Here is a 26,721-nt window from a genome sequence, read left to right as displayed (position 1 = left end):
CATTCACATACTCAACAAAAATTAGTGATCTGTTTCAAAAAAACCGATCTTCACTTTTAGAATTCACCGGACGTTTTCTATTTAATTTTAATACAAAAAATGATAAAACCCTTAGCCACACTTTTCCTGTTAACGGCATTAAATTCGTTTGCGCAAACTCCTCCGAAACCTTACGGCGCATTACCAGCCCCGAGGCAGGTTGCATGGCATGAAACCGAAGTTTACGGCCTCATCCACTTTACTCCCACAACATTTGAAAACAAGGAATGGGGCTTCGGCGATGCAGATCCGAAAGCATTCAACCCTTCTGATTTTAACGCCGAGCAAATCATACTTGCTGCAAAAGCAGGAGGACTAAAAGGAATAGTGCTGGTGGCTAAGCACCACGACGGCTTTGCATTATGGCCTACCAAAACCACAGACTACAACATTACTAAGAGCCCGTTCCGCGGCGGCAAAGGCGATATGGTTAAAGAGGTCGCTGACGCGGCAAGAAAACACGGTCTTAAATTCGGCGTTTACTGCTCTCCGTGGGACCGTAATAATGCAAAATATGGCACGCCCGAATACATTGCTATTTACCGGGAACAGCTTCGTGAACTTTACACCAATTATGGTGAACTGTTTATGTCGTGGCACGATGGCGCTAACGGCGGCGACGGTTATTATGGCGGCGCACGGGAGAAACGGGCGATCGATAACACCACTTACTATCAGTGGGATTCCACATGGACCAACCTGACCCGTAAACTACAACCAACCGCGAACATATTCAGTGATATCGGCTGGGACGTTCGCTGGGCTGGAAATGAGGACGGCAGTGTAAACGAAACTTCCTGGGCAACGCTTACACCGAAGCCTTCGGAAGGCCAGAATGTTGCAGTTCCGGGACAGGCAAATGCCACCGAAAACCCAGGCGGAACGAGAAATGGTAAATTTTGGATCCCAGCTGAATGTGATGTGCCGTTGCGCAAAGGATGGTTTTACCACCCCACAGAAAAGCCAAAAACACCCGAAAAGTTATTTGATCTGTATCTAAAAAGTGTGGGGCGCGGTGCGGCGCTGGATCTTGGCCTTGCTCCGGATACGCGGGGACAATTGCACGAGGATGATGTTGCAGCATTAAAATCGTTTGGTAACCATGTAAAAGAGACATTTGCAACAAACCTGATCGCAAGAGCAGGCTCCAAAGCTGTGAATGTGCGGGGTTACAACTCTATTTACAGCGCCAAAAACATTCTGGACGGAAAACCGGATACATACTGGGCAACCGACGATGACTTCAAAACTCCCGAGGTTGTCATTGACCTGAGCCAGCCCATCACGTTCGATATTATTACGTTACAGGAATTTATCAAGCTAGGACAGCGCATAGAAGAATTTGCGGTAGATAGCTGGGAAGGCAACGCATGGAAGGAAATCCATAAAGGAACGAGTGTTGGCGCCAAAAGGATTGTGAAACTTGCTACGCCTGTTACTACACAAAAAGTCAGACTTCGCATTACCAAATCGCCTGTCAGCATTGCGGTTAGCGAATTCGGGCTTTATAAAGATTCGGAATAGATCTATCTGAGAAACATTTCTCAGCCAATGTTATAACAAAACCCCTGACCGATTTGGACAAAGCAGGTTGATTATTTAACTTGCTTTGTCACAAATTTTTCAAATTTTAGTTATATAAATCTATTCCTAAATCTTTACACCATGTCTCTTGATCTGAATACGAAAGGTGACGGCGAATCACGCCGGACCTGGTTGAAGACTGCTGCACTGGCAGGCGTCGCAGCCGTGGCTGGTAAGCCTGTAAATGCTGCCACAACATCACCCGCAGTTTTGCCAGCGAGAAGAATCCCGATTGCCGTTTCAACCTATTCTTACTGGCATTTCGGAAAAGAGAAATATCCGGTTGAAAAAGTGATTGAAGACGCAGCCAAGCTGGGATTTGACGGCGTTGAGATTCTGCATCGCCAGATGGAAAACGAAACGGTTCCTTATATGAACAAGCTGAAAAGACTTGCTTTCGATAATGGCTTATCGCTTCCGCTGCTTTCTATTCACCAGAGTTTTGTGCAGCCCAAGGCCGAAGACCGTAAAAAAGACATTGAGCATACGCTCAGATGTATCGATATGGCTGTTCAAATGGGAATCCCGGCCATCCGGATGAACACAGGCAGCTGGCGGACTGCAAAGCGGGACGCCAATTATTATAAAGACGGCAAAGAACCACCGATTGAAGGTTACACCGACCAGGACGCCATTAAATGGTGCATCGATGCGATGGGCGAATGTCTCGTTGCCGCCGAAAAGGCTGGTGTTGTGCTCGCTATTGAAAACCACTGGGGCTTATCTTCCAACATTGATTATCTGCTCGAAATTTACAAACCACTTTCTTCATCGCCTGCCATGGGTATGAATGTGGATACGGGAAATTTCGTCGGCGATCCCTATCCGCAGTTTGAGCGGTTGGCACCATACGCAACAATAGTGCAGGCGAAAACTTATTACGGAGGTGGGCATTATTACGACCTGGATCTGGACTATAAACGCATCGCAGACATTCTGCGCAAAGCCAATTTCAAAGGTTACATCTCTTTGGAAATGGAAGGAAAAGAAGATGCCGCCACAGCCGTCCCCAAAAGCCTGAAATTATTCAGGGAAGTGTTTAGTTAATCCCTGCAAGACAATCATATTATAAAGTGCGGCCTCATTGGATTCGCACTTTTTTTGTATTGCCACGAATACGCCGCTGCGGTGTATTCGTAGCAACAATCACTTTTCATAAGCATCAAGGTTCGATCAGATCACGATAAAAACCCCACACCGCCGCGAGGAGCCTCTTACGATCAGCTCCGTTTTCAGAATTTTCTTGTCCGGCAATATAACATCCTCATCGTCAACAAGCTGTAAAATCCAGTCTGCTGTGGTGCGGCCGATTTCGTGGGTGGGCTGGCGGATGGTGGTGAGGCCGGGGCCAATGTAGGCGGATTCCGGGTTGTCGCTGAACCCGACGACGCCGAGTTCATCGGGAATGCTGATCCCTTTTTCTTTTGCTATCAGCATAATTTCAATGGCCGCAGAGTCATTCACTGCGAAAATGGCATCCGGGCGATTGGCCAGATCGAGCAGATATTGTCCGTAAATCCTCGCCTTCTGCTGCGTCAGCATGCCCTGGATGATCATATGGTCTTCAATGATTTTACCGTGCTTTTCCATTGCAGCCCGATAACCTCTTAACCGCTCCTGGCTGACCAGCAAATTAAGCGGCCCGCCCAAATGCGCAATCCTTTCATAACCATTCATAATCAAATGCTCCACAGCCAGAAAAGAAGCTTCAAAATCATTCACAACCACTTTGGGCACGTTGATCTGCTCACAAACTCGGTTAAAAAGCACGAGCGGAATGCCCCGCTTTTCGAATACACCCAAATGTTCAAAATTGTTGGTTTCCTGGGTGAGCGATATCAGCAATCCATCAATGCGGTTGGCGAGCATTGCTTTTGTATTTGATATTTCAACCTGGTAGGATTCGTTGCTTTGCATGATCGTCAGGTTATAACCCGCCCTGGTAAGCACTTCATGCGCGCCTATAATCACATTAGGGAAGAACGGATTGTGAAATTCCGGAACGATCATTCCAATTGTATTGGTCTTGCTTTTTACCAGGTTATAGGCCAGCTGATTGGGCTGATAATCCAGCTGCAATGCCTTATCCAGCACAGCCTGCCGTGTTTCCGGATTAATGTCTGCATGCCCGTGTAAGGCTCGGGAAACAGTGGAGTTCGAAACCCCCAGCGATTTTGCAATGTCGATGATCGTGGTCTGATGCCGCTTGCGCTTGACAGCAGAAGGCAGAGACAAGTCCTTTTCCGAATGCGTAAAATAGTAGTTACAGGTTTTGCACAGATAGCGCTGCTTGCCCCTGACGTAACCTGCCTTCATAATGCTATCCACCTGTTCGCACTTCACACATTTAATCATAAACTTTGCACTTTTTTAATAATCCTACCTTTTGAACAATAACTTGCCCTGCACACTAATCTCACTTACAAAAATATAAAATTCTTATATTAAAAAGTCATAAAACCATATATCGGCAACGTATTCGCAAACGTTGCCGATACTTTTAGTTTAATTCCCACATTTATTTGGGTCCTGAATGGCTTGATTTCACTTCCAGACGCATCTATATTTATGTTAAACGACCAATTAAAACGCAGAGTGAATAAGTTTTTCAATAACCATAATCAACGTTTCTACATATCAACTGCATTCTAAATTGCATTATTCCCATTTGAACAACATTGCCTTTAACCCTAATAATTAGTATATGAAGAGAAGAATACTTGAATCAATTTTGCTGATGGTCCTGCAATTGGGCTTGACGCATGCATTGCTGGCGCAGTCCGGCATGGTGACGGGAAAAGTTACAGATGACAAAGGGGAAGGAATTCCCGGTGCCAGTGTAACGGTAAAAGGGACGCAGCAGGGAACATTAACAACCGTAGAAGGCACCTATGCCATTGAAGCTGCGGCAAATGCTACGCTCGTCTTTTCATTTGTCGGGTATTTAAAGGAAGAAATTGCCATCAATAACCGCACGAGCATTGACATTAACCTAAAAACCGACACAAAGGCACTGGAAGAAGTGGTTGTAGTGGGTTATGGAACGCAGCGACGTGTAGAAACAACCGGTTCAATTGCATCCGTGAAAGCAGAAGATCTGGTGCAAACGCCCGTTGCAAACATTGCGCAAGGTTTACAAGCAAGAGTTTCAGGGATGCAGATCAACCAAAATTCCGGCGCTCCGGGCGGTAATATCAGCGTGCGGATCCGGGGAACCAACTCTATTAATGGTTCGTCCGAACCACTTTACGTGATTGACGGGATCCAGATCTCCAACGGCGGCGGCATCACGGATGTAAGCCCGCTTTCTACCATTAACCCCAATGATATCGAGTCCGTTGAAGTCCTGAAAGATGCTTCTGCATCGGCTATATATGGCGCCAGGGCTGCTAATGGTGTTGTTCTGATCACAACAAAACGAGGTAAAAGCGGCAAAACAAATGTCACATTTGACAGCTACTACGGCACCCAGAAGGTAAACAAACAACTCGATGTATTAAATGCGTCCGAGTTTGCACAGCTCGAAAATGAAGTTTTCAAAAACAACTATTATCCCGATCCTGCTTCTCTGGGCGAGGGTGTGAATTGGCAGAACTACATCTTCCGTAAAGCACCGATCCAGAACCACCAGCTTTCGATCAATGGCGGAAATGAAAAAACACAACTGGCATTGTCACTTAACTATTTCGACCAGCAGGGAACATTCATTGGTTCATCATTCAAAAGGTATTCGTATCGTTTGAACCTCGATCACAGGCTGAGCAAAAAGGTGAAAATCGGAACGAGCATTCTAGGAAGTTATTCAATAAATGATGGCATTCAGACGGGTGGTGAGAACATCGGGGACGGTGGCGCAGTGCTGTCTTCTGTTCTGGGAGCCGCAATTGGCGCACCGCCTACGCTGAAACCTTATCGAGAAGACGGTTCCATTTTCCCGTTCGGTGAGCAAGCCGGCGGTCAGTATCGCGAGGTTGTGAACCCGCTGAATTTTGCGGCAATGGTGATGAACAGGGACATTAAAAGAACGCTGGCCAATCTTTATGCCGAAGTGAATTTTGTCAAAGGACTGACCTATCGCGCTTCTTTCAACATTGACCAGCGTGGCGAATTGTTCAACGCTTACTCGCCGAGGTCGATCGTTAATAAAAGTGACCTGAATGATAATTCCGGGTCTGGCGCCAAAGGCAATGGCAATTTCCTGGCCTTGCTGCACGAGAGCATTTTAACCTACAATACAAATTTTGGAAAAAACCATTCGTTCAAAGCCACAGCGGTTTTTGGAACGCAGCTCGAACAATCGAATTCCAACAATTTGAATGCAACCGGTTTCCCAAACGATGCCACGCAAAACGAAGCGTTACAGCTTGCATTAACGCGGACAGTTAGCAGCAGCCGGAGCAGCCAGCGACTCGATTCTTATCTTGCCAGGATCAATTACGGTTTCAAAGACAAAATTTTCCTCGACCTCACAGCACGCGTGGACGGCTCGAGCAAGTTTGGGGCTAACCACAAATACGGCGTTTTCCCAGCCATTTCAGCAGCCTACCGTCTGATTGAAGAGCCATTTATCAAAGATTTAACTTGGTTATCAGACCTGAAACTGCGTGGAAGCTTCGGGATCACAGGAAATGCAGGAGGCATAAGCCCTTACCAATCACTCTCAACGGCCGCCTCAACGGGCAGTGATTATTTGATCAACCATACTTACGTGACCGGCATCAATCCTACCGGCATTGCAAATCCGGATTTGCGCTGGGAACGTTCGAAGCAGGCTAATTTAGGGATTGACGTGAGTTTGCTGAACAACCGCGTGAGCTTCATTGCCGATGTTTATCATAAGAAAACAGACGATCTGCTCTACATCAAAGGCTTGCCGTTAAGCGCGGGATATGGCTCGATTACGGGCAATTTTGCATCACTTGAAAACAAGGGGCTGGAACTCGCCCTGAATGCCCGGATCCTGGATGGAAAATTGAAATGGGACGTTTCGGCCAACACCACATTCAACCGCAACAAAGTGCTGAACCTGGACGGCGGTGTTACCAATGAGCGCTTTGTTACCACGTACACGATTTTGTCTGTGGGACAGCCGCTTGGGATGTTCAAAACGTATGTTTTTGATGGTGTGAATCAAACAGGCGAAGCGATTCTTCCGGGTTATGACGGACGCTTGGGCGGCCATAAGATCAAAGACGTGACGGGCGACAACCAGATCACGGCCGCCGATCAGGTCATTGTGGGTAATCCCAATCCGAAATTCATCTATGGTTTTTCAACCAACCTCGCCTTCAAAGGCTTTGACCTGGGTGTGTTTATCTCGGGATCGCAGGGAAATGATATTTACAATGCCAGCCGCTTATCTTTCGAAAACCCACTGGGTCAGCGCAACTTGCTGAAAGGCGTTGTAGACCGCTGGTCGCCTACAAACCCGAGCAATCAGTATGTGAGCGGGGCGCAAGGCGGAAGGCTTCCGATTTCAAATTATGTGGTTGAAGACGGCTCTTATATGCGCTGCAAAAACCTGACGTTGGGTTACACATTACCACGTTTCAAGGGTGTGCAGGGCATTCGCCTATATGCAAGCGCCAATAACCTGTTTACGATCACCGATTACAGCGGATACGATCCGGAGGTGAATACTTACGCAGGTTCCAACACGATCATCGGCGTTGACAACTTCGTTTATCCGCAATCCAGATCATTCCTGGGCGGTATTCAGGTAACATTCTAAATCCTCATCACTGATTCTAATTTTTGAAACATGAGAAAAGCATTAAAATTAAGCGCTACGCTGAGCATACTGGGAGCCTCCTTGCTGCTGCCATCCTGCGAGCTGAACGAAACGATATATTCGTCTATTTATACCGAAGATTTTTACAGAACCGCAGCCGACGCTGAAAAAGGACTCGTAGCCGTTTACGGCGCATTGGGCGGCCTCGGCGGCGCACCGGCACTCACATTAGTTGCCGATTTCAGCGATGACCAAACGTACCCACGCGGTGTGGTAGGTCGTAACACGTTGACAATGTTCACTTACGACGTCAACTACACGACCCAAAAAAGCAACAGCCGGGTAAATGAATCACCCCAGCAGATCTGGCAGTCGTGTTACAGCGGCATTGAAAAGGCCAACTGGGTGATTGCCAAAGTGCCGGGCGCAACGATGGACGAAGCTCGTAAAAAACAGGTTTTGGGCGAAGCATATTTCCTACGCGCATTCTACCATTGGGTCTTGGCCAAAAATTTCGGCGACGTGCCAGTGAAGATCACGCCCAGCTACACCGAAGAGGAAGCATTGACAGCCAAAAGCCCGAAAGCAGATGTATACAAGCAAATTTACAGCGACCTTGACCAGGCCACGTCAGCGGGACTTCCATCTTTCCCGGCAGTTGTAAAAGGTCGTGCGTCGAACGAAGCTGCGCTTGCACTTTATGCGAAAGCAGCGCTATATAATGAGGATTATGCCACCGCCTTGGCGAAGGCGAAGCTGGTCATCGCATCTAATAAACATGCGTTGTTGCCTAATGTTCAGGACGTATATCGCTATGATAATGAGGATGCTGCGCGTTTGGAAAACATCTTTGCATATGAAGTTGACCCTGTTTCGCCAGGATTGAGCCACCAGCTGGTGGGCCTTTGCGGCCCTTCCGGAAGCGCCGGACCGGAGTATGCCCGGACTTCGTTCGGATCCATGTTTGCTTACCAGTCTTTTTTCAATTCATTTGATCCAAAAGACAAACGCAGAACGCTTTTGGATACCAATTATATTGACAAAGCCGGGAAAACGGTGCCGCAAAGAAGCATTACCCCCATCACAACAGAAGGTGTTTTGATCAAAAAATACCAGGACCCCGTGTCGACCATTGGCCTGATTCCAAACATTCCGATCCTGCGCATGCCGGATGTTTACCTGATCGCCGCCGAAGCCGAAGCGCGGTTGAATGGTGCTACTGCTGCTGCCTATGAGTCTATTAACGTAGTACGCAAGCGCGCTGGCTTGCCTGTTTTGAAAACTGGTTTGACCAAAGATGCATTTATAGAAGCCGTTTTGCAGGAACGCGCGTGGGAATTCTTTGCCGAAGGCGACCGCTGGTATGACCTTACCCGCACCGGAAAGTTTTTGACTGTTATTCCAAAAGCGGTAAACAGCGTATATCCGGTCAGGAATGTAACTGCAAAAAATCGCTATTTCCCGATTCCGCAGGATGAGATCAATGCGAATGCGAAGATTGAACAAAACCCGGACTGGAAGTAATGAAAAGCATATTAATCATTTTCCTGGTTGCCACGATGCATCATTTTTCTGCAAAAGGAAATGACAGGATCCGTGAATTTACGATCGTGGAAAATGACACGTTGACTTACACATTGAAACTCGCACTGGATGAGAAGGGGCAACCGCAGTATTTTTTCAGAAACATTTTCACGCCGGTTTGCTATACAAATGAATGCAAACCGGTGCATATCAACTTCTACTGGGATTTACTGGGTAATTATGAACGTTTCGATCTGCCCAAAAACAAAGTGCTGACCAAAGTGGATCACGACGAATTCAGGCAGGAAGATTATGACAAGTTGCAGGATATTCTGGCTCAGCCCAATTCCATTTTTGCCGATCTGAAAATGGAAGATCTGATCACAAAAGGCACTGATGACCTGTCCGATTCGGTTGATGCCAAGACAGGCGCAACATTGAAAACGATCAAAAATCATGTGATCGACGGCGCTGTTTATACCTGTTACACGCTTTGGCACATTGCATATGGAACGGTCGTTCCAGAAATGAAGAAGATCATTGAAACTTACCAGAGCGACGCCTTACTGCATCGCCTTCTGACGAGCAACAATTACCATTATCAATATTGGGCAATGGAAAAAGTGATGGATGCAAAAGGAAATGTTAAGAGAACTTTTGAGCCTGATATTGAGAAAGTGATTGATGGAAAAAATGTCTTTATCGCAAAAAATACATTGCAGCGCCTGAGCAGCGATTTTTTCTCAGGACAAAAAAGACAGGACTGGATCTGGCAAACCTATCAAAGGTCTCCATATGCCCTGCAAATATCGATTCTGAAAAAGCTGAACACCATTGCCCTCGACGAATCCTTAAAAAACAACCTGAAATCCGCGCTGGCCAAATCCAACGACGAACAAATATCCCTCATTAAAAAAATCCTGAACCCATGAAAAACCCATATTTCGTCGGGTTGAAACCCGACGCTAGCAGTATTGGTCGTGCCGATGGCACTTTTTGCCTGTTGTTTGGATGGAAGTGGCTCGCAAGTGCGGTAGGCACTTTTTCTTGGCCTTCAAAACCGAATGCATCAGCCAGTGCCATCGGCACCCTTTCATTTCATATCCCCGGACTTCAGTCCGGGGTAGCCGCACCCATCTTCACACTGCTCCTAACGCTCCTAACCTTTTGCTCGTCCGCGCAAAACCATGTTTTGGTAGAAACAGAATCGTTTGAGGACAAAGGCGGATGGGTGATTGACCAGCAGTCTTTTGTGGTGATGGGCTCATCCTACATTATGGCGCATGGAATGGGCAGGCCGGTGAAAGACGCTGCTACAACCGTCAAATTCGCAAAACCGGGAAAATACAAAATGTGGGTCCGTACCAAAGACTGGGCGCCCTTTCCGAAAGGGCCGGGGAAATTTGAGATCAGTATCGACGGCAAGCAAGTTGGCCCGGTGTTCGGTTCGAGCGGATCCGATGCCTGGAAATGGTATGACGGTGGCGAAACGGACATCAAAGCTGGCTCGGCGAAGTTGTCTATTAAAGATTTAACCGGCTTCAACGGCCGCTGCGACGCGATCCTGTTTACCGACGATTTAAAATTTACGCCTCCTAACGAATTTGAAGCATTAACGACATTCCGCAAGAAACTGCTGAACCTCACCGAAAAACCAGCCGAGGCAGGCCGATTTGATATGGTGGTGGTTGGCGGAGGAATTTCGGGAACCTGCGCGGCCATTTCAGCAGCCAGGATGGGACTAAAAGTTGCGCTGATCCAGGACAGGCCGGTCCTGGGCGGAAATAACAGCTCCGAAATCCGGGTGCACTTGATGGGCGATGTTGATAAAAACCATTATCCCAAACTTGGAAGGATTGTAAGAGAAATGGACAATGGCGATCCCGGAAACGGGAATCCGGATGCCAAAGAATATGGCGATGCACGTAAAATTTCGATTGTAAAAGCAGAACCAAACATTTCACTATTCCTAAACACCCACGTTTATAAAGTTGAAAAAGAAAACGATATCATTACCGCAGTAGTAGGCCGCGACATTGCTACAAACAAGGAAATACGCTTCACCGGCTCCTTCTTCTCTGACTGCACCGGCGACGGAACAATAGGCTATCTGGCCGGCGCAGAATTTAGAATGGGACGCGAAAGCAAGGCAGAAACGGGCGAATCGCTCGCTGCCGAAAAGGCCGATGATTTCACATTAGGAACATCCAATTTATGGGCCTCACTGGAACGTGACACCGTTTCGTCATTCCCCGACACGCCCTGGGCCATCCAGTTTTCCGATGAATACCACATTGACGAACCCAAGGCTGACTGGCAGTGGGAAACAGGTTTTGGCAATTTCAACACCATTACCGACGCGGAGAAAATCCGTGATCATAACCTGCGCGCGATCTACGGAAACTGGTCTTATCTGAAAAAGAACAAAGGCGCGAAATATGCCAAACGGGAGCTTGCGTGGGTAGCTTACATTGGCGGAAAACGCGAATCGCGCCGCATTATCGGTGACCACATTCTGAATCAGATGGACATTCAGGAGGGCAAGTTCTATCCGGACGGCTCCGTAACGGCAACGTGGACCATTGATCTGCATTTCCCAGATGCTAAAAACAGCAAATACTTTGAAGGTCAGGAGTTTTTCGCCGGAACCAAGCACATTAAAGTAGCGCCATACACCATTCCCTATCGCTGCCTTTATTCCAAAAACATTCAAAATCTATTCGTCGCTGGCAGGAACATCAGCACCACGCACGTGGCATTCGGCAGCACGCGGGTCATGCGCACCTGTGGAATGATGGGAGAAGTGGTAGGTTTTGCTGCCTATTTAACTACAAAATATAAAACAACGCCCAGAGGAGTTTACCAAAATCATTTACCCGAACTAATGGCCATTCTAAAAGGTGAAACCCCTGCGCCTCAGCCTTGATAAGAAAAATAGCTTGCTGTTTTTTTCCGGTTAGAAAAATGAAGAAAGTATATGAAGCCGCAAAAGGCGCTTTTGACCCAACAAAATGGGCAGTCAAAGCCTTCTTATCATCGCAGGAACCAAAGATTTTATTAATGAAATAAAGTAACAATGAAATTATACTTTGCCATTTTTCTGTGTTTAGGATCAATCAATTATGTTTTAGGTCAGGATAAAACGCCTGTCAGCCTTGCGAATGATCACATTAGCATTCAGTTTAAAAACGACAGCAAAAACTGGTCGATCAATAAAATACTGGTAAAAAAAGATGGCAAATGGATTGAAGGGCTGACGCCTTCCGGAGAATACACGCTGCTTTACGCGGGGACGAAACCTTCAGACGAACCGGCCGAAACGTTTGAAAAAACGACCGGCGGAACATTCCCCGAAGACAACTACCATTATCAGGAACGCCAATGGAAAGAAAGCACCACGGCAGTTTCACTGAATAAGGCCGGGCAGGTTTTTAGCTTTTTACCAGCGGATCTTTCGGCAAAAAAAAATGAGCTGGAATTCACGAAAGAAACCGAAGTAGCGACGGTTAAAGCGACCTGGAAATTAGATCCCGATTATCCCACGGACATTCAGGTTACCATGCGGCTTATCCCAAAAAAGAAGGGTTATTTTTCACTCGCAACACCCACCCTGGCTTCTATCACTCCAAACCAAATGTCCTGGGCATCTGTACCGGGCTATTTTCAGGGTAATTTTATACAACGTAATTTCGCCCTCGCCTATGCTTATGGACACGGAATTCCGGATCGTCCGGTGGTTTATCGCGAACGCTGCGCAACAACATTAAGCCCGCTGATCAGCACTAAAAACGGCATTACATTGTCGGTTATCCCCAATCCGGGACTCGCGCGCGATCCCTGGGCAAACGACAAAGTCTCACAAACGGACTGGCATCTTGGGCTGTCGCACATGAACCGGAAATCGCAGCTCTCACCTACATTATACTATCCGGTTTTGGGCGAACCAAAATCAGAACTAAATGCTGGTGAAGAGATTACCTACTCATTCCGTTACAGCCTCATCGCCGGCGACTGGTTCCAGGCGATCAAGCATGCGGCAAACGACATTTACAAATTCCACGAAACATTAAGCCTCCGCCAAAGCAAGCAGGCCCTCACCGACCGCATCGAAAAAATGCACCATTATCTCACGGATCCGAAAACGTCGCTTTGGAACATTGAAGAATACGAAGGCAAGCAGATCGGCGCACAATCTTACCTTGGCGGCGTGGTCGGCTCTAACAAAGACGCCATGAAAAACGCCGATTACGGCGCTATGTGGATGCTGGCCAATGCAACCAACGATCCTGAATTGAAGGAAAAGGTTTTGCCGCCTGCATTGAATTTCAAATTAGTACAGCAAGAGACCAATAAAGGCTTCTTTGAGGGAGCCATCGAAGGGCAATATTATTTAGCCAAAAGCAAAAAATTCGTCGAAGAATGGGGTGAAGTCGTGGAACCTATCGCACTGACTTACTATGTGTTACTGGACATGGGTAATATGCTTTTGTTCGAACCTCAAAATGCAGAGTTGAAGGAAAAATTGCGCTTAGGAGCTGATAAATTACTCAAATGGCAAAACACAGACGGCAGCTGGGCCGTAGCCTACGACCGAAAAAATGAGCAGGAATTATTCAAAGACATTCAAGATGTGAGACCCACATTCTACGGAATGATCGTTGCCTACCGCATTTTAAAAGATGAAAAATACCTGAAAGCCGCACAAAAAGGGGCGGATTGGTTTGTAAAAAATGCCGTCGAAACCGGCTCCTTCCTGGGCGTGTGCGGCGATGCGCGCTATGCACCAGATTTTGCTACCGGACAATCGGCTCAGGCACTACTAGATCTTTATGATTTGACCAAAAATAAAAAATACCAGGATGCGGCAGTTACCTGTGCAAAAATCTATACTGCTTCAATCTATACGCATCCTATTGCCAATAGGAACATTAAGCAAGTCAATGGGAACAGCAAGGAAGACTGGGAAATCAGTCAGACCGGTTTGAGCTTCGAACATGGTGGCATTTTCGGTTCGGCAACACGCCTTGGCCCTATTCAGCTGGCCAGCCACGCGGGGCTTTTCATTAGAATGCATCAATTAACCGGCGAGCAAATCTTCGCCGACATGGCCCGGTCCGCCGCCATCGGACGCGACGCATTCGTAGACAGCAAAACCAGCGTCGCATCCTACTACTGGCAAGCCATGAACAAAGGTGCGGGGCCTTACCCCCACCACGCCTGGTGGCAAATCGGCTGGATCACGGATTATTTACTCTCAGAAGTAGCACTGAGGTCCAATGGAAAAATTGAATTCCCAAGAGGCTTCGTCGCTCCAAAAGTAGGCCCGCACCAAACGTATGGCTTCGAACGAGGTAAAGTTTATGGCGATAAAGCCAGGCTTGTTATCCTGGAAGGATTCGCTGTGGCCGACAAACCTGCTATTGACGTGATTACGTCAAGGTCGACTTCGAAAAATAGCATTTACATAACATTGCTGAATAACAGTGCATTAACGACCACATTTACATTGAAACTGGACCAAAGCAAACTCGGAGAATCTAAAAAAATACAGGAACAAAAATGGCTGGAAAACAACCAACCCGCAAAAACAGACCAGATAACTATCAACCCATTCGGCCTAAAAACCCTAAAAATCGATCTTCTTTAACCGTCAGCTTAAGCTGACGGCTAGAGACGATGCTCAGCTCGAGGCTGACGCCTAGCCGATGCTCGGCTCGAGGCTGATGCCTAGCCGATGCTCGGCTCGAGGCTGATGCCTAGCCGATGCTCGGCTCGAGGCTGATGCCTAGCCGACGCTCAGCTCGAGGCTGATGCCTAGTCGATACTCGGCTCGAGGCTGATGCCTAGCCGATGCTCGGCTCGAGGCTGACGCCTAGCCGATGCTCAGCTTAGGGAAACTTGCGAAACGGAATGAGAAAATGCTAACAACCGAATAATGAACAACACCATTGATACTGCCGTCATCCTAGTCTTTTCCGCATTCGTGATGGGCATTGGGATGTTATTTGCACGAACGGGACGGAATTTAAAATCTTTTTTTGCCGGAGGAGAGGCGGTTCCCTGGTTTATCGGGGGGCTGTCCTTGTTCATGAGTTTTTTCTCGGCCGGGACATTCGTGGCCTGGGGCTCCATCGCCTACAAACACGGCTGGGTCGCCATCACCATCCAATGGACCATGTGCATAGGCGCATTGATCACCGCCCTTTACCTGGCACCACGCTGGAAAAGAACCGGCGCATTAACCGCTGCAGAATTCATCCGCGAGCGCCTGGGCTTGCCCGTACAGAAAACTTATATTTTCATCTTCACGTTGGTTTCGGTGTTTATCAAAGGTTCCGTTTTGTATCCCGTTGCCAAACTTGTTAGCGCTTCGCTCGACTTGCCTTTGGTGCCTTGTACGATTGGATTGGGGCTTTTTATGATTGCTTATACGGCAGTCGGCGGGCTTTGGGCGGTAATGGTTACCGACATTCTGCAATTTGTAGTTTTGTCCGCAGCGGTCTTCATTTTGCTTCCCCTATCCTTTGACAAAGTCGGCGGCTGGGAAGGTTTCAGCAAGGCCGTTCCGGACGATTTTTTCAATCTCTTAAATGGCGAATACACTATCGGCTTCGTTGCCGCATTTGTCATTTACCATATTTGCTACATCGGCGGAAACTGGACGATGGTGCAGCGCTACACGAGCGTCGACAGCGAAAAATCGGCCAAAAAAGTCGCTTTTCTCTTTGCTGGCTTGTATTTGATCAGTCCGGTGATATGGATGTTTCCGCCTATGATATACAAGGCCATTAACCCAACATTAACAGGCCTGGATACAGAAAATGCCTATCTAATGATCTGTAAAATGGTGCTGCCGCCCGGATTGCTGGGGCTAATGCTGACCGGCATGTATTTCTCTACATCCGCAAGCGCAAATACCGCATTGAACGTCGTCTCCGCCGTTTTCACCAATGACATTTACAAGGGAATGGTCAACCCAAAGGCCTCCGACAAGCAGTTGATCCGGGTTGCCCGTGGCTCTTCCTGGTTTTTTGGTTTGGGTATGATCGGCATCGCCTTACTCGTTCCTGCCGCCGGTGGCATCGTGGAAGTTGTTTTAAGCATTTCCGCTATCTCCGGCGGTCCGCTTCTCGCACCGCCGCTCTGGGCCTTATTTTCAAAAAGACTCAACAGCACAGTTACTTTATGGGTCACCGGCATCGGCCTTTCGGTCAATCTCTTCTTTAAAATCCTTGCGCCCATCTTACTGGATTTCAAACTATCCAGAGGCATGGAAACGATCGTCGGCGTTGGCCTTCCCTTGCTCCTTTTATTAGCCTACGAACTCTGGGCAAGCTCCAAAGACATCATCGCCAAAGAATATCTGACTTACCTGGAAACCAAAGAACAAAAGCGCATCGACGCCCTGGAAGTCAATGAAGAAGAAGCCATAGAAATCAAACGCCAAAACCGCTTTGGCCTGCAAGTAATCGCCGGCGCATTGCTTTTTACAGCAATAATGCTCTTCATATTAAGTGTAATGACCACTTCCGGGACGTTGATAACCGCAGTTGTAGCAACAGTAGTGCTGTTTTCATCAGCAATTCCGTTTGTGGCCTCCCGGCGGGTTCTTGTCAAGTGATAGTCTTGCATGCCTCCGGCATTTGACATAAGTACGTTCGTATCAGGTTACCAATATTGCGTCCCTCTGGGACTAGGGATAGCAGATAATGGAAATGGTATCGATTCAACGATTGACGCTAAAATATTAGTAAAACAAAACGCAGTCACCAAGTTCCGGAGGGACGAAACATTGGTAGAAAAGAAACAATGAAACGAATCGCCAAGTCCCGGAGGGACGCAACATTGGTAGAAAAGAAACAATGAAACGCAGTCACAAAGTCCCGGAGGGACGCCATATTGGTAGAAAAGAAACATTGAAACGAATCGCCAAGTCCCGGAGGGACGCAACATTGGTAGAAAAGAAACAATGAAATGCAGTCACCAAGTCCCGGAGGGACGCAACATTGGTAGAAAAGATCAACAAAACGCAGTCACCAAGTCCCGGAGGGACGCCATATTGGTAGAAAAGAAACAATGAAACGAATCACCAAGTCCCGGAGGGACGCAACATTGGTAGAAAAGAACAACAAAACGCAGTCGCCAAGTCCCGGGGACGCAATATTGGTAGAAAAGATCAACAAAACGCAGTCACCAAGTCCCGGAGGGACGCAACATTGGGATCAACGAAAAATCGCGATAATGCCTTAAATCCGACCGTAAAAAAACATTTTAAATTGAAATACGGATATCCGTCTTAAAAACTCAATATATACAATGAAACAACTCTTAATCCTGCTAACCCTCTTATACTTTGCCCCAAAATCCGCTTCTGCACAATTCAAAATCCGGGAGCCAAATGCGATTCCGCTGCACGGAGAGTGGCTTTTTGCGATGGATCCTGCTGAGATGGGATTGAAGGGAAAATGGTATATGGACAAGCTGGCGGAGAGTAACCGGCTGGACAAGGTGACGGTGCCGCATTGCTTTTCTTCGGACCCGCGCTTTGAACATTATACCGGAACGGCCTGGTATAGAAAGACTTTTGCCTGGAAACCAGTTGCCGGAAAGCGCGTGATCCTGCATTTTGATGCGGCTTATTATAAGACGAATGTTTGGCTTAATAATGAGAAAGTTGGTGCGCATGAGGGCGGTTATACGCCGTTCAGTTTTGATGTGACGGATTTGTTGAAAGATGGCGATAACCTGCTGGCAGTTTCGGTTAATAATGATACGTGGAAACCGGGCACGATTCCGGGTGCAAAGGACAATGGCAACATCAATGATTCTTTCATGGGCTGGCTGAATTACGGTGGTCTCGTGCGTCCCGTTTACCTGACCATCGAGCCCGAAGTGTATGCCGAAAACCTGAAAATAGATGCCCTACCGGACCTGGCAAAGGGCACTGCGACTTTGAAAACCAGGATCAGAATCCGCAATGCTTCTAAGGCCGCCGCGTCGCCCAAGGTCAGTTATAAAGTTTTGTTTGATGGGAAAGTGATTCCTTTCAATGTGAAAGGCAAGTCGGAAAGCATTCCGGCTGGGCAAACGGGTTTTATAGAAGCCGAAGCCACATTAACGGCTGCGCAGGTGAAGTTGTGGGATCTGGATGAGCCGAATTTATATCAGCTTAAGGTGGCTGTGGGCGAAGACTCGATTGCTTCGCATTTTGGAATAAGAAAAGTGGAAGTTAAGAATGCACAGCTGCTTTTGAATGGCAAATCTATTCGCGTTGGCGGCGGTAACCGGGTTGTGGATTATCCGGGATTGGGCTCTGTGGAGCCGGATTGGCTGATTGAAAAAGACTTTAAATTGATGAAGGAAGCAGGCATGGAATTCCAGCGCTTGACGCATTACACGCCTTCGGAATATTTCTACGACCTGGCCGACAAACACGGCATGCTCATCATTACCGAGGCCGGAAACTGGCAGCTTACGCCCAATCAAATGGACAATGATTCGATGCGGGCGAAGTTCAAATCACAGTTTACCGAAATGGCGGAAAGAGACTGGAACCACCCGAGCGTAATCGCTTATAGTGTTGGTAATGAGTATCTTTCCGAGCAGCCTGCAGGACAAAAGTGGACGAAGGATATGATCGAATTTGCCAGATCCCTTGATCCGACACGGCTCTACACATTCGCCTCCATGCGCCTCAATATTTTACCCAAAAAACCGGAAGATGAGGCCAGTCAATACGTGGATTTCATCTCGACCAACACCTACGGAAACCACGCCAAAGTCCTGGACCACATTCATTCGCTTTATCTCGACAAGCCTATTTTGGTAAGCGAATGGGGCGTGCGGGCGGATGCAAAAGACGAAGCATTTCAGGCGCGACACATTACAGATCTGATGGTTGAGTTCCGTAAACGACCTTATGTGGTGGGCACTTCCTGGTGGACTTATAATGATTACCAAAGCCGCCATCATGGGACGAATGCAAACGGCTATCGCCCATGGGGCATCGTCGGCCCCGACCGCTCATTCCGAGCTGCTTACCGCGTTCATCAAAAGGAATATTCACCGGTTACCATTGAAAAAGTAGGTTTCAAAGCAGGCGGACAAGGTCAGCATTTGCTAACCGTTCGGTTGACCGCCCGCGGCGATTTTCCAGCAAGAACAATCAAAGGTTATAAGCTGAAAGCAAACGGCCTGACCATTGATTTACCGGAAATAAAGCCGGGCGAAGCAAAGGAAATCGACATTCCGGTCGCGGGTTTTGATAAGAAACTGCACATTAATATCTCGAAACCGACCGGTTTTACCAGCATCGAGACAGACATTGAATTGAAATAATTATAAAACGCGCTCTGGTTTTTGCAATGGCTCCGGTTTTTGCAAATGCAGAGTGGAGCTAATGACCTTACAAAATGATACGCGAAGAAGCATCTGAGAAAAGAGCACCCAAAACCATTGCATCGGCGGCAGATCTGGTGATTGTAGGAGGAGGATTAACGGGCACTTGTGCAGCGATTACGGCGGCGAGGGCTGGCGTAAAGGTAACATTGATCCAGGACAGACCGGTTTTGGGCGGCAATTGTTCGAGCGAAGTGCGGCTATGGATCCTCGGCGCAACCTCGCACATGGGCAACAACAACCGCTGGGCCCGCGAAGGCGGCGTGATCGACGAGATCATGCTCGAAAATATTTACCGAAATCCGGATGGTAACCCGCTGATTTTCGACACTGTTTTGCTGGAAAAAGTCATTGAAGAAACGAACATTACATTGCTGCTGAACACTGCAGTATATGATTTGGACAAAAATACAGAGACTGAAACCATCACGGCCGTCCACGCCTTTTGCTCTCAAAACAGCACTAAATACACAGTTACCGCACCGCTTTTCTGCGATGCCTCCGGGGATGGGATTGTCGGGTTTCTTGCAGGTGCGGCATTTCGGATGGGCGCAGAATCGATGGATGAATTTGGTGAAAAATTTGCGCCGGATAAGGCTTATGGCGAGTTGCTGGGGCATTCTATGTATTTCTATTCTAAGGATATAGGCCGCCCGGTGAAGTTCATTCCGCCTTCTTATGCATTGCAGGACATTACGGAGATCCCGCGTTACAAGACATTCAATCCGAAAGATTTTGGCTGCCGGCTATGGTGGCTGGAATATGGCGGAAGACTTGATACTGTGCACGATACGGAGAAAATCAAGTGGGAGTTATGGAAGGTTGTTTATGGTGCCTGGAATTACATTAAGAATTCAGGTGCCTTTCCGGAATCGGAAAATATGACATTGGAATGGGTCGGCACGATTCCGGGGAAACGCGAAAGCCGGCGTTTTGAAGGGGATTATTTGTTAAAACAGCAGGACATTGTAGAGCAAACTGCGTTTCCGGACACGGTCGGTTTTGGCGGTTGGAGCCTGGACCTGCATCCCGCCGATGGCGTTTACAGTGACCAATCGGGTTGTAATCAATGGCATAGCAAAGGCGTTTACAGCATTCCCTATCGTTGTTTTTATAGCAAAAACATCAATAATCTCTTCATCGCAGGCCGCATTATCAGCGCGACGCACGTAGCATTTGCGTCAACTCGCGTGATGGCCACCAGCGCAATGGGCGGTCAGGCGGTCGCCGTCGCGGCTGCGCTTGCGAAAAAATATAACTGCCCGCCACGTGAGGTGGGTGAACGGCATTTGAAAGAGTTGCAATTGGAATTATGGCGAGCAGGTCAGTATTTGCCACAAACTGACATTGCTGACTCAGAAAATCTGGTCGAGAAAGCAATTGAGATAAGTGCTTCTTCCAGTTTGAAATTAAAAGATCTTCCGGGCTCAGATCATTGGGCGTTTATTGAACATTCGGTCGCGCAAATGTTGCCTGTTCAGGGGAAAATGCCATCCGTAACCGTTTGGGTGGAAACATTGGCCGACACTGAACTGGTGGTTGAATTAAGAAAAAGCAGCAAGGCATTTAACCACACGCCGGATGTTACGCTCGAAACAAAGTCTTTTGAATTGAATGTTGGAAAACATGAGATTCAACTCGATTGGTCGGCTGTTTTTGAAGATGCTGGTTATGCTTTTGTTTCATTTATCAAAAACCCCAACATTAAAATCCAACATAGCGAAAAACGCTTAACAGGCTTGCTAACCGTCTTTAATGCGACCAATCCGGCTGTTTCAAACTACGGAAAACAAGAGCCGATGCAAGACATTGGCGTGGACACATTCGAATTTTGGTGCCCGCAGCGAAGGCCAGAAGGACGCAATCTGGCATTTAGTCTCAGCGAACCGATCGCCCTTTTTGAACCTGAAAATTTGAGAATTATTCATAACCGCCCCATCGCCAGTCCGAATGCATGGGTTGCCAACTTCAATGATGCCGAACCGGTGGTCACCATCCGCTGGGAAGCGCCGGTGAACATTCAAAAAATCGACATTTGTTTCGATACCGATTTCGACCATCCCATGGAAAATGTCATTTATGTGCATCCCGAAACGGTTATGCCCTTTTGCGCAACAGATATTGAAATTTGTAATGATCAGGATGAAATCGTAGGCGAAATCCATGATAATCACCTTTCCCGCCGAACCATTTCCTTCAACCAGCCTATCCAGACCCAGTTTTTGAAGATAAAAGTGACGAATCGCAACCCGCAAACGCCCGCCGCTTTATTCCAGATCCGCTGCTATTGATCTCCGCCGGGAGATTTTTGTTCTTTGAAAACTAATAATTTGATCTTAAATTTGGCACCCGAAATAGCAAACATTTGTTTGCTATTTTATTGCTTGACTACTCTATAATAATAGTATACTACATAGACTTTGAAGGAAGCGGCGGATTTTACACCCTCATCGGATAAAAATTGGGAATCTTTGGATGTAGCCTACATCGCAAGTGGTGATCCTGAGGAAGATCGGCGCCTGGCCGCACTCGCCCGGGAAAAGGGTCAGGTGGTTTTCCTGCGCGATCTTCCTGATGAATCTGATGTTCGTTTTAATGCTTCATCCAATGTTGCCTTGCCAATTGAAGCAGAGCACAAACCAACAAGGAATAATACAAAAACGCCGCTGACCTGGGAAACCATTCAGCAGAAAATCTGGGCCGCCACCATTCGTAAAAGAACACGCACCGAAGTTGCGGTTAACATCTTCTCCGCGATAGCGTTAATGGTCCTCGGTCACCTGCTTTTCACCTTCTTCACTTACGACCGCCTGACTGTTCTCTGGAACGAACTCGAATTGAGTGAAGGTTTCTTTTATTATGTTTTGGGCGGTTTCGTGGCGCAGATGATCGACGGCGCATTGGGCATGGCCTATGGCGTTACGGCAGCTACATTTCTGCTCACATTGGGCGTTCCGCCTTCGGCTGTGAGCGCGAGCGTGCACACTTCTGAAATATTTACCAGCGGGGTTTCGGGCTATATGCACTTGAAATTCGGGAATGTTAACAGCAAGCTTTTCAAAAAAATCCTGTTTCCGGGCGTTTTAGGCGCTATTACGGGTGCTTACCTCCTATCTTCTTTTGAAAAATACATTTACGTTATCAAGCCTTTAGTGGCTGTTTATACATTGATTCTGGGAATTCTTATCATCCAGAAAGCGTTAAAGAAGCGAGTTGAAAAGAAGCCAATGACCAAGATCGGCTGGCTGGCGATGGCAGGCGGAACGCTTGATTCGATTGGCGGCGGCGGTTGGGGACCTATTGTAACATCTACATTGATCGCCCGCGGACGTCACCCGAAATACACCATCGGATCAGTCAACCTGGCGGAGTTTTTTGTTTCACTCGCAAGTTCAGTAACCTTCATCAGCCTCATCGGATTTTCGCATTGGCAGGTCGTGCTCGGGCTCATATTGGGTGGTATGGCCGCTGCCCCGATCGCCGCAAACTTATCCAGAAAACTACCGATCAAAACCATGATGATTATGGTTGGAACCGTGATTATCATTGTGAGTTTGAGGATCATTTATATGGTGCTGAGCGGTTTATAAAAGACATTTTCTAAGTGACCGCACTTAGTTTTTATATTAAAACAAAAAAGGCTGAAAGTAATAGCCAATGAATTCAAATCATGAAAAAACAAACCAAAGCGATACGCACGCAAACGCCGAAAACCAAGTATCGCGAGCATTCAACACCATTGTTCCTGACCAGCAGCTTTACATTTGAAAGCGCGGAACAGGGAAGAGCACTTTTTGAGGAGACCGAAGAAGGCAACATTTACAGCCGTTTTTCCAACCCGACCGTGCAGGAATTTGTTGATAAGGTTTGTCTTTTAGAAGATTGTGAAGATGGCGTTGCAACCGCAACGGGTATGGCAGCAGTTTTCGCAAGTATGGCTGCGTTGTTGAAAACAGGCGACCACATTATCGCCAGCCGCGCATTGTTCGGCTCTGCACATCAGGTGATTACGCAGATTTTGAGCAAATGGGGAATCACTTACACTTACCTCGACGCGGACGCAAGCGAAGCGGATTGGGAAGCTGCGGTTCAGCCGAATTCCAAAATGGTTTACCTGGAAACGCCTTCAAACCCAGGTCTGGATCTGGTTGATCTGGCAATGGTTGGAAGACTTTGCAAAAAGCACAATCTGATATTTAACGTTGACAACTGCTTCGCATCACCAGCATTGCAAAATCCTGCGGAATACGGCGCCGATCTGATCGTGCATTCTGCGACCAAATATATGGACGGCCAAGGCCGCGTATTAGGCGGTGTCGTTGTTGGAAAAAAAGAATATATCAAGGAGTTACGATTTTTCTGTCGTCAGACCGGACCATCCATGTCGCCATTCAATGCGTGGGTTTTGACTAAAAGTCTTGAAACATTGGGATTAAGAATGGACAGACATTGTTCAAACGCATTGGCACTTGCTGAAGCATTGGAAAAACATCCGGATGTAAAATCCGTAAGATATCCATTCCTGGAATCGCACCCGCAGCACGAACTGGCCAAACAACAAATGTCAGCCGGCGGCGCCATTGTTACCATTGATTTGGAAGGTGGTTTTGAGCGTGTCTCCGCATTTATGGATGCATTGGAAATCGCGTCTTTGTCTTCGAACCTAGGCGACACGAGAACCATCGTAACCAACCCAAACACAACCACCCACGCCAAACTGAAACCAGAAGAGAAAAAAGCATTAGGCATCACCGAAGGCCTCATCCGCATTTCAGTAGGCCTGGAAGACATTGAAGATTTAATCGAAGACTTCACAAACGCCGTGGAGGTGTCGGTGAAAAGTGATATATTAGATTGATAAACACTTAAACATATTTATATCATGCACACATTAACTATTGAAATTCCGGAGCAGTTTGAGAAGAGGTCTGTTGTCCTGTCTATTGCAGTGCAACTGTATCAAAAGGGAGCGCTTACAGCTAAGCAAGCAGCAGATCTGGCAGAAGTTCCAATGAATGACTTGATGTATTATTCTTTGCCCGATAACGATCCTGCAAAAGAGCTGATCAAACCGACAAAGGAATATGCTTCAACCGAGGAATGGATTGAAAATTTAAAAAGAGAACAAAATTATAAGGGTTTTGACAAGGAGAGAATGAGTAAGCTCGCCGATGAAATGGATATCCAGGAACCATTGGAGCTTTTACTTTCTCAACTTACTAGATGAGATATTTTCTTGACACCAATATCCTGCTTGCGTATTTGAGAAAACACCATTTGATAAACACTTTACAAACTTACTTTGAAGATGAAGGGGGCCCGAGCGAAATGTACACTTCGGCTATTTGTATTGGAGAGTTGAAATCAATTGGGATTCGAAATAACTGGGGCAAGCAAAGGATGGCTGCACTTGATTCCTTAGAGGATTCGGTGCTCATAACAACAGAACTAAATAAGCCGATTATCGAGCGTTACGCAGAGATAGACGCATTTAGTCAAGGCAGATTTCAGGAAAAACAGCTAAAAGGCTCAGCCAGAAACATGGGTAAAAATGATTTGTGGATTGCGGCGACGGCTAGTGTTTTGAGTGCAACATTAATAACAACGGACAAAGACTTTGATCATTTGAATAAGGAATTTTTGAATGTCGCCCGTTTTGAATTGATACAATAATCACCATGAACGAAACAATAATATCTTCTTTGAACGCGGCCATTGAGGGCAAGAGTGAGACAGAATCGCTGGCGATTCTGGCGGATCTTTTTCCTGGCGAGGTGGTGTTTTCGACTAGCCTGGGCTATGAGGATCAGGTTATTACAGATTTTATTTTAAAGAATAATCTGAACGTTACGATCTTCACGCTTGACACGGGACGGCTTTTCAGCGAGACTTATATGACGCTGCAAAAGACGAATAATCGTTACGATACAAAGATCAAGGTTTACTATCCGCAAACAGATTCGGTGGAAACTTTGGTCAGCACGAAAGGACCTTTGAGCTTTTACGATTCGGTTGAAAACAGGAAAGAATGCTGCTTCATCCGTAAAGTTGAACCTTTGAACCGCGCTTTGAAAGGTGCGAAGATATGGGTGACGGGCATCCGGGCGGAGCAATCGGGTAACCGTCATGATATGCCGCAGCTGGAATGGGACGAAGCGCACCAGTTGGTGAAGTTTCACCCGATTTTGCATTGGTCATTTGAAGAGGTGAAGGGATATGTTAAATCGAATGGCATTCCTTATAACCCATTGCATGACAAAGGCTTCGTAAGTATTGGCTGCGCGCCTTGCACCCGTGCGATCCAGGAAGGCGAAGATTTCCGCGCCGGACGTTGGTGGTGGGAAGATGAATCGAAAAAAGAATGTGGCCTGCATGCTAAATAGCTTGCAAAATGCCATAAACGGGCAGTATTAGCCCATTTTATAGAAAAACAATTATTCAGAATATGTCAATTTCAGTTAAAGAAGTGTCGGATATCAGCGATCAGGAAGCGCGACGCAAGTCACCCGATTATCTGGACCAGTTGGAGGCCGAGGCGATTTACATTATGCGTGAGGTCGCAGGCCAGTTTGAGCGCCCTGCATTGTTGTTTTCAGGTGGAAAAGATTCTATCACATTGGTAAGACTGGCCCAAAAGGCCTTTGCCCCCGGAAAAATCCCCTTTCCACTGGTGCACGTTGATACCGGACATAATTTTATTGAAGCGATAAATTACCGCGACGAACTGGCCGAACAAATCGGCGCAAAACTGGTCGTTCGCTATGTGGAAGACACCATAAAGGCGAAAGGTTTAAAAGAACAAACCGGCAAGAATGCAAGCCGTAACTGGCTGCAAACCTTCACTTTGCTGGATACAATCGAAGAATTTGAGTTTGATGCCTGCATCGGCGGTGCACGTCGTGACGAAGAAAAGGCTCGTGCGAAAGAGCGCATTTTCTCATTCCGTGACGAATTCGGTCAGTGGGATCCAAAACGTCAGCGTCCTGAACTTTGGAACTTATTCAACGGCAGAATCCATAAAGGTGAAAACGTGCGCGTTTTCCCAATTTCTAACTGGACAGAACTGGACGTTTGGGCATATCTGAAAAGAGAAAACATCACATTACCATCCATTTATTTCGCCCACGAGCGTGAATTGATTTTGAGAGATGGCAAATTGCTGAACAACACCCCAGTGATCGAAAAAGATGAATACGATCAAATCGTAACCCGTCAAGTTCGTTTCAGGACCGTTGGCGATATGACCTGTACGGCGGCTGTGGAGTCGAGTGCTGCGACATTGGACGAGGTTATTGCTGAGATTACTGTTTCCAGGATTAGTGAGAGGGGTGAGACGCGGATCGATGATCAGCAGACGGAAGCGGCGATGGAAGATAGGAAAAAGGGGGGGTACTTCTGAGGTAGCTTTGGTGGACGCCCTTCGGCGGCCCGGTGCGCTCAGGGTG

18 protein-coding genes are annotated in these 26,721 nt (G+C 47.2%); 17 read left to right on the top strand and 1 reads right to left on the bottom strand.

Going from position 1 to position 26,721, the window contains the following annotated elements; translation table 11 throughout:
- The first annotated feature begins 99 nt into the window (after positions 1-99).
- Entirely contained in the window at positions 100-1,563 is a 1,464-nt protein-coding gene (locus L0660_RS10630; RefSeq protein WP_235159450.1) for an alpha-L-fucosidase, read from the top strand.
- A gap of 141 nt (positions 1,564-1,704) precedes the next feature.
- On the top strand, positions 1,705-2,670 hold the full coding sequence (locus tag L0660_RS10625; protein WP_235159449.1) for a sugar phosphate isomerase/epimerase: 966 nt from the start codon (positions 1,705-1,707) through the stop codon (positions 2,668-2,670).
- A 126-nt stretch (positions 2,671-2,796) separates the two neighbouring features.
- Here L0660_RS10625 and L0660_RS10620 read toward each other — a convergent pair whose 3' ends face one another.
- Entirely contained in the window at positions 2,797-3,966 is a 1,170-nt protein-coding gene (locus L0660_RS10620; protein ID WP_409013389.1) for a substrate-binding domain-containing protein, read from the bottom strand.
- Positions 3,967-4,327: 361 nt separating this feature from the next.
- On the opposite strand from L0660_RS10620, the gene L0660_RS10615 reads away from it, so the two are divergent.
- The 15 genes from L0660_RS10615 (at position 4,328) to cysD (ending at position 26,675) form a co-directional block, all read left to right on the top strand.
- Positions 4,328-7,354 carry a TonB-dependent receptor gene (locus L0660_RS10615; RefSeq protein ID WP_235159447.1) on the top strand — a complete coding sequence of 1,009 codons (3,027 nt, stop codon included), beginning with the start codon at positions 4,328-4,330 and terminating at the stop codon, positions 7,352-7,354.
- Positions 7,355-7,384: 30 nt separating this feature from the next.
- Positions 7,385-8,878: a RagB/SusD family nutrient uptake outer membrane protein gene (locus L0660_RS10610; RefSeq protein WP_235159446.1), complete on the top strand. Its 1,494-nt coding sequence runs from the start codon at positions 7,385-7,387 to the stop codon at positions 8,876-8,878.
- A complete protein-coding gene (locus L0660_RS10605) occupies positions 8,878-9,810 on the top strand; it encodes a hypothetical protein (protein WP_235159445.1) in 933 nt (310 codons plus the stop codon). The genes L0660_RS10610 and L0660_RS10605 overlap by 1 nt, the downstream gene beginning before the upstream one ends.
- Positions 9,807-11,804 (top strand): FAD-dependent oxidoreductase, encoded by a 1,998-nt coding sequence (locus tag L0660_RS10600; RefSeq protein ID WP_235159444.1) that lies wholly within the window; start codon positions 9,807-9,809, stop codon positions 11,802-11,804. The genes L0660_RS10605 and L0660_RS10600 overlap by 4 nt, the downstream gene beginning before the upstream one ends.
- A 150-nt stretch (positions 11,805-11,954) precedes the next feature.
- On the top strand, positions 11,955-14,525 hold the full coding sequence (locus L0660_RS10595; RefSeq protein WP_235159443.1) for a glycerophosphoryl diester phosphodiesterase: 2,571 nt from the start codon (positions 11,955-11,957) through the stop codon (positions 14,523-14,525).
- A 288-nt stretch (positions 14,526-14,813) separates the two neighbouring features.
- On the top strand, positions 14,814-16,499 hold the full coding sequence (locus L0660_RS10590; protein WP_235159442.1) for a sodium:solute symporter family protein: 1,686 nt from the start codon (positions 14,814-14,816) through the stop codon (positions 16,497-16,499).
- A 455-nt stretch (positions 16,500-16,954) separates the two neighbouring features.
- Positions 16,955-17,128 carry a hypothetical protein gene (locus tag L0660_RS10585; RefSeq protein ID WP_235159441.1) on the top strand — a complete coding sequence of 58 codons (174 nt, stop codon included), beginning with the start codon at positions 16,955-16,957 and terminating at the stop codon, positions 17,126-17,128.
- A 66-nt stretch (positions 17,129-17,194) separates the two neighbouring features.
- Positions 17,195-19,216, top strand: coding sequence for a glycoside hydrolase family 2 protein (locus L0660_RS10580; RefSeq protein ID WP_235159440.1), 2,022 nt, complete (start codon positions 17,195-17,197; stop codon positions 19,214-19,216).
- Between the two features lie 74 nt (positions 19,217-19,290).
- Positions 19,291-21,567: an FAD-dependent oxidoreductase gene (locus L0660_RS10575; RefSeq protein WP_235159439.1), complete on the top strand. Its 2,277-nt coding sequence runs from the start codon at positions 19,291-19,293 to the stop codon at positions 21,565-21,567.
- A gap of 180 nt (positions 21,568-21,747) precedes the next feature.
- Entirely contained in the window at positions 21,748-22,866 is a 1,119-nt protein-coding gene (locus L0660_RS10570) for a TSUP family transporter (protein ID WP_235159438.1), read from the top strand.
- Between the two features lie 80 nt (positions 22,867-22,946).
- Positions 22,947-24,134: a PLP-dependent aspartate aminotransferase family protein gene (locus L0660_RS10565; protein ID WP_235159437.1), complete on the top strand. Its 1,188-nt coding sequence runs from the start codon at positions 22,947-22,949 to the stop codon at positions 24,132-24,134.
- Between the two features lie 24 nt (positions 24,135-24,158).
- On the top strand, positions 24,159-24,503 hold the full coding sequence (locus L0660_RS10560) for a hypothetical protein (RefSeq protein ID WP_235159436.1): 345 nt from the start codon (positions 24,159-24,161) through the stop codon (positions 24,501-24,503).
- The gene (locus tag L0660_RS10555; RefSeq protein WP_255712272.1) at positions 24,500-24,949 is read left to right on the top strand and encodes a type II toxin-antitoxin system VapC family toxin; all 450 of its coding nucleotides are present in this window, start codon (positions 24,500-24,502) and stop codon (positions 24,947-24,949) included. Before L0660_RS10560 ends, L0660_RS10555 begins: the two co-directional genes overlap by 4 nt.
- Before the next feature lie 5 nt (positions 24,950-24,954).
- The gene (locus L0660_RS10550) at positions 24,955-25,659 is read left to right on the top strand and encodes a phosphoadenylyl-sulfate reductase (protein WP_235159434.1); all 705 of its coding nucleotides are present in this window, start codon (positions 24,955-24,957) and stop codon (positions 25,657-25,659) included.
- Between the two features lie 62 nt (positions 25,660-25,721).
- Positions 25,722-26,675: a sulfate adenylyltransferase subunit CysD gene (cysD, locus tag L0660_RS10545; protein WP_233797035.1), complete on the top strand. Its 954-nt coding sequence runs from the start codon at positions 25,722-25,724 to the stop codon at positions 26,673-26,675.
- Positions 26,676-26,721 lie beyond the last annotated feature (46 nt).

Source organism: Dyadobacter sp. CY351 (assembly GCF_021502625.1).
Classification (GTDB): Bacteria; Bacteroidota; Bacteroidia; order Cytophagales; family Spirosomataceae; genus Dyadobacter; species Dyadobacter chenhuakuii.
Note: the sequence above shows the minus strand (reverse complement) of the source record. Positions and strands in the feature narration are given on the sequence as shown.

Bases quoted from the DNA above. Each gene is read 5' to 3' on its own strand.
- L0660_RS10630 (WP_235159450.1), top strand. From the start codon at position 100: ATGATAAAACCCTTAGCCACACTTTTCCTGTTAACGGCATTAAATTCG.
- L0660_RS10625 (WP_235159449.1), top strand. From the start codon at position 1,705: ATGTCTCTTGATCTGAATACGAAAGGTGACGGCGAATCACGCCGGACC.
- L0660_RS10615 (WP_235159447.1), top strand. From the start codon at position 4,328: ATGAAGAGAAGAATACTTGAATCAATTTTGCTGATGGTCCTGCAATTG.
- L0660_RS10610 (WP_235159446.1), top strand. From the start codon at position 7,385: ATGAGAAAAGCATTAAAATTAAGCGCTACGCTGAGCATACTGGGAGCC.
- L0660_RS10605 (WP_235159445.1), top strand. From the start codon at position 8,878: ATGAAAAGCATATTAATCATTTTCCTGGTTGCCACGATGCATCATTTT.
- L0660_RS10600 (WP_235159444.1), top strand. From the start codon at position 9,807: ATGAAAAACCCATATTTCGTCGGGTTGAAACCCGACGCTAGCAGTATT.
- L0660_RS10595 (WP_235159443.1), top strand. From the start codon at position 11,955: ATGAAATTATACTTTGCCATTTTTCTGTGTTTAGGATCAATCAATTAT.
- L0660_RS10590 (WP_235159442.1), top strand. From the start codon at position 14,814: ATGAACAACACCATTGATACTGCCGTCATCCTAGTCTTTTCCGCATTC.
- L0660_RS10585 (WP_235159441.1), top strand. From the start codon at position 16,955: ATGAAACGAATCACCAAGTCCCGGAGGGACGCAACATTGGTAGAAAAG.
- L0660_RS10580 (WP_235159440.1), top strand. From the start codon at position 17,195: ATGAAACAACTCTTAATCCTGCTAACCCTCTTATACTTTGCCCCAAAA.
- L0660_RS10575 (WP_235159439.1), top strand. From the start codon at position 19,291: ATGATACGCGAAGAAGCATCTGAGAAAAGAGCACCCAAAACCATTGCA.
- L0660_RS10565 (WP_235159437.1), top strand. From the start codon at position 22,947: ATGAAAAAACAAACCAAAGCGATACGCACGCAAACGCCGAAAACCAAG.
- L0660_RS10560 (WP_235159436.1), top strand. From the start codon at position 24,159: ATGCACACATTAACTATTGAAATTCCGGAGCAGTTTGAGAAGAGGTCT.
- L0660_RS10555 (WP_255712272.1), top strand. From the start codon at position 24,500: ATGAGATATTTTCTTGACACCAATATCCTGCTTGCGTATTTGAGAAAA.
- L0660_RS10550 (WP_235159434.1), top strand. From the start codon at position 24,955: ATGAACGAAACAATAATATCTTCTTTGAACGCGGCCATTGAGGGCAAG.
- cysD (WP_233797035.1), top strand. From the start codon at position 25,722: ATGTCAATTTCAGTTAAAGAAGTGTCGGATATCAGCGATCAGGAAGCG.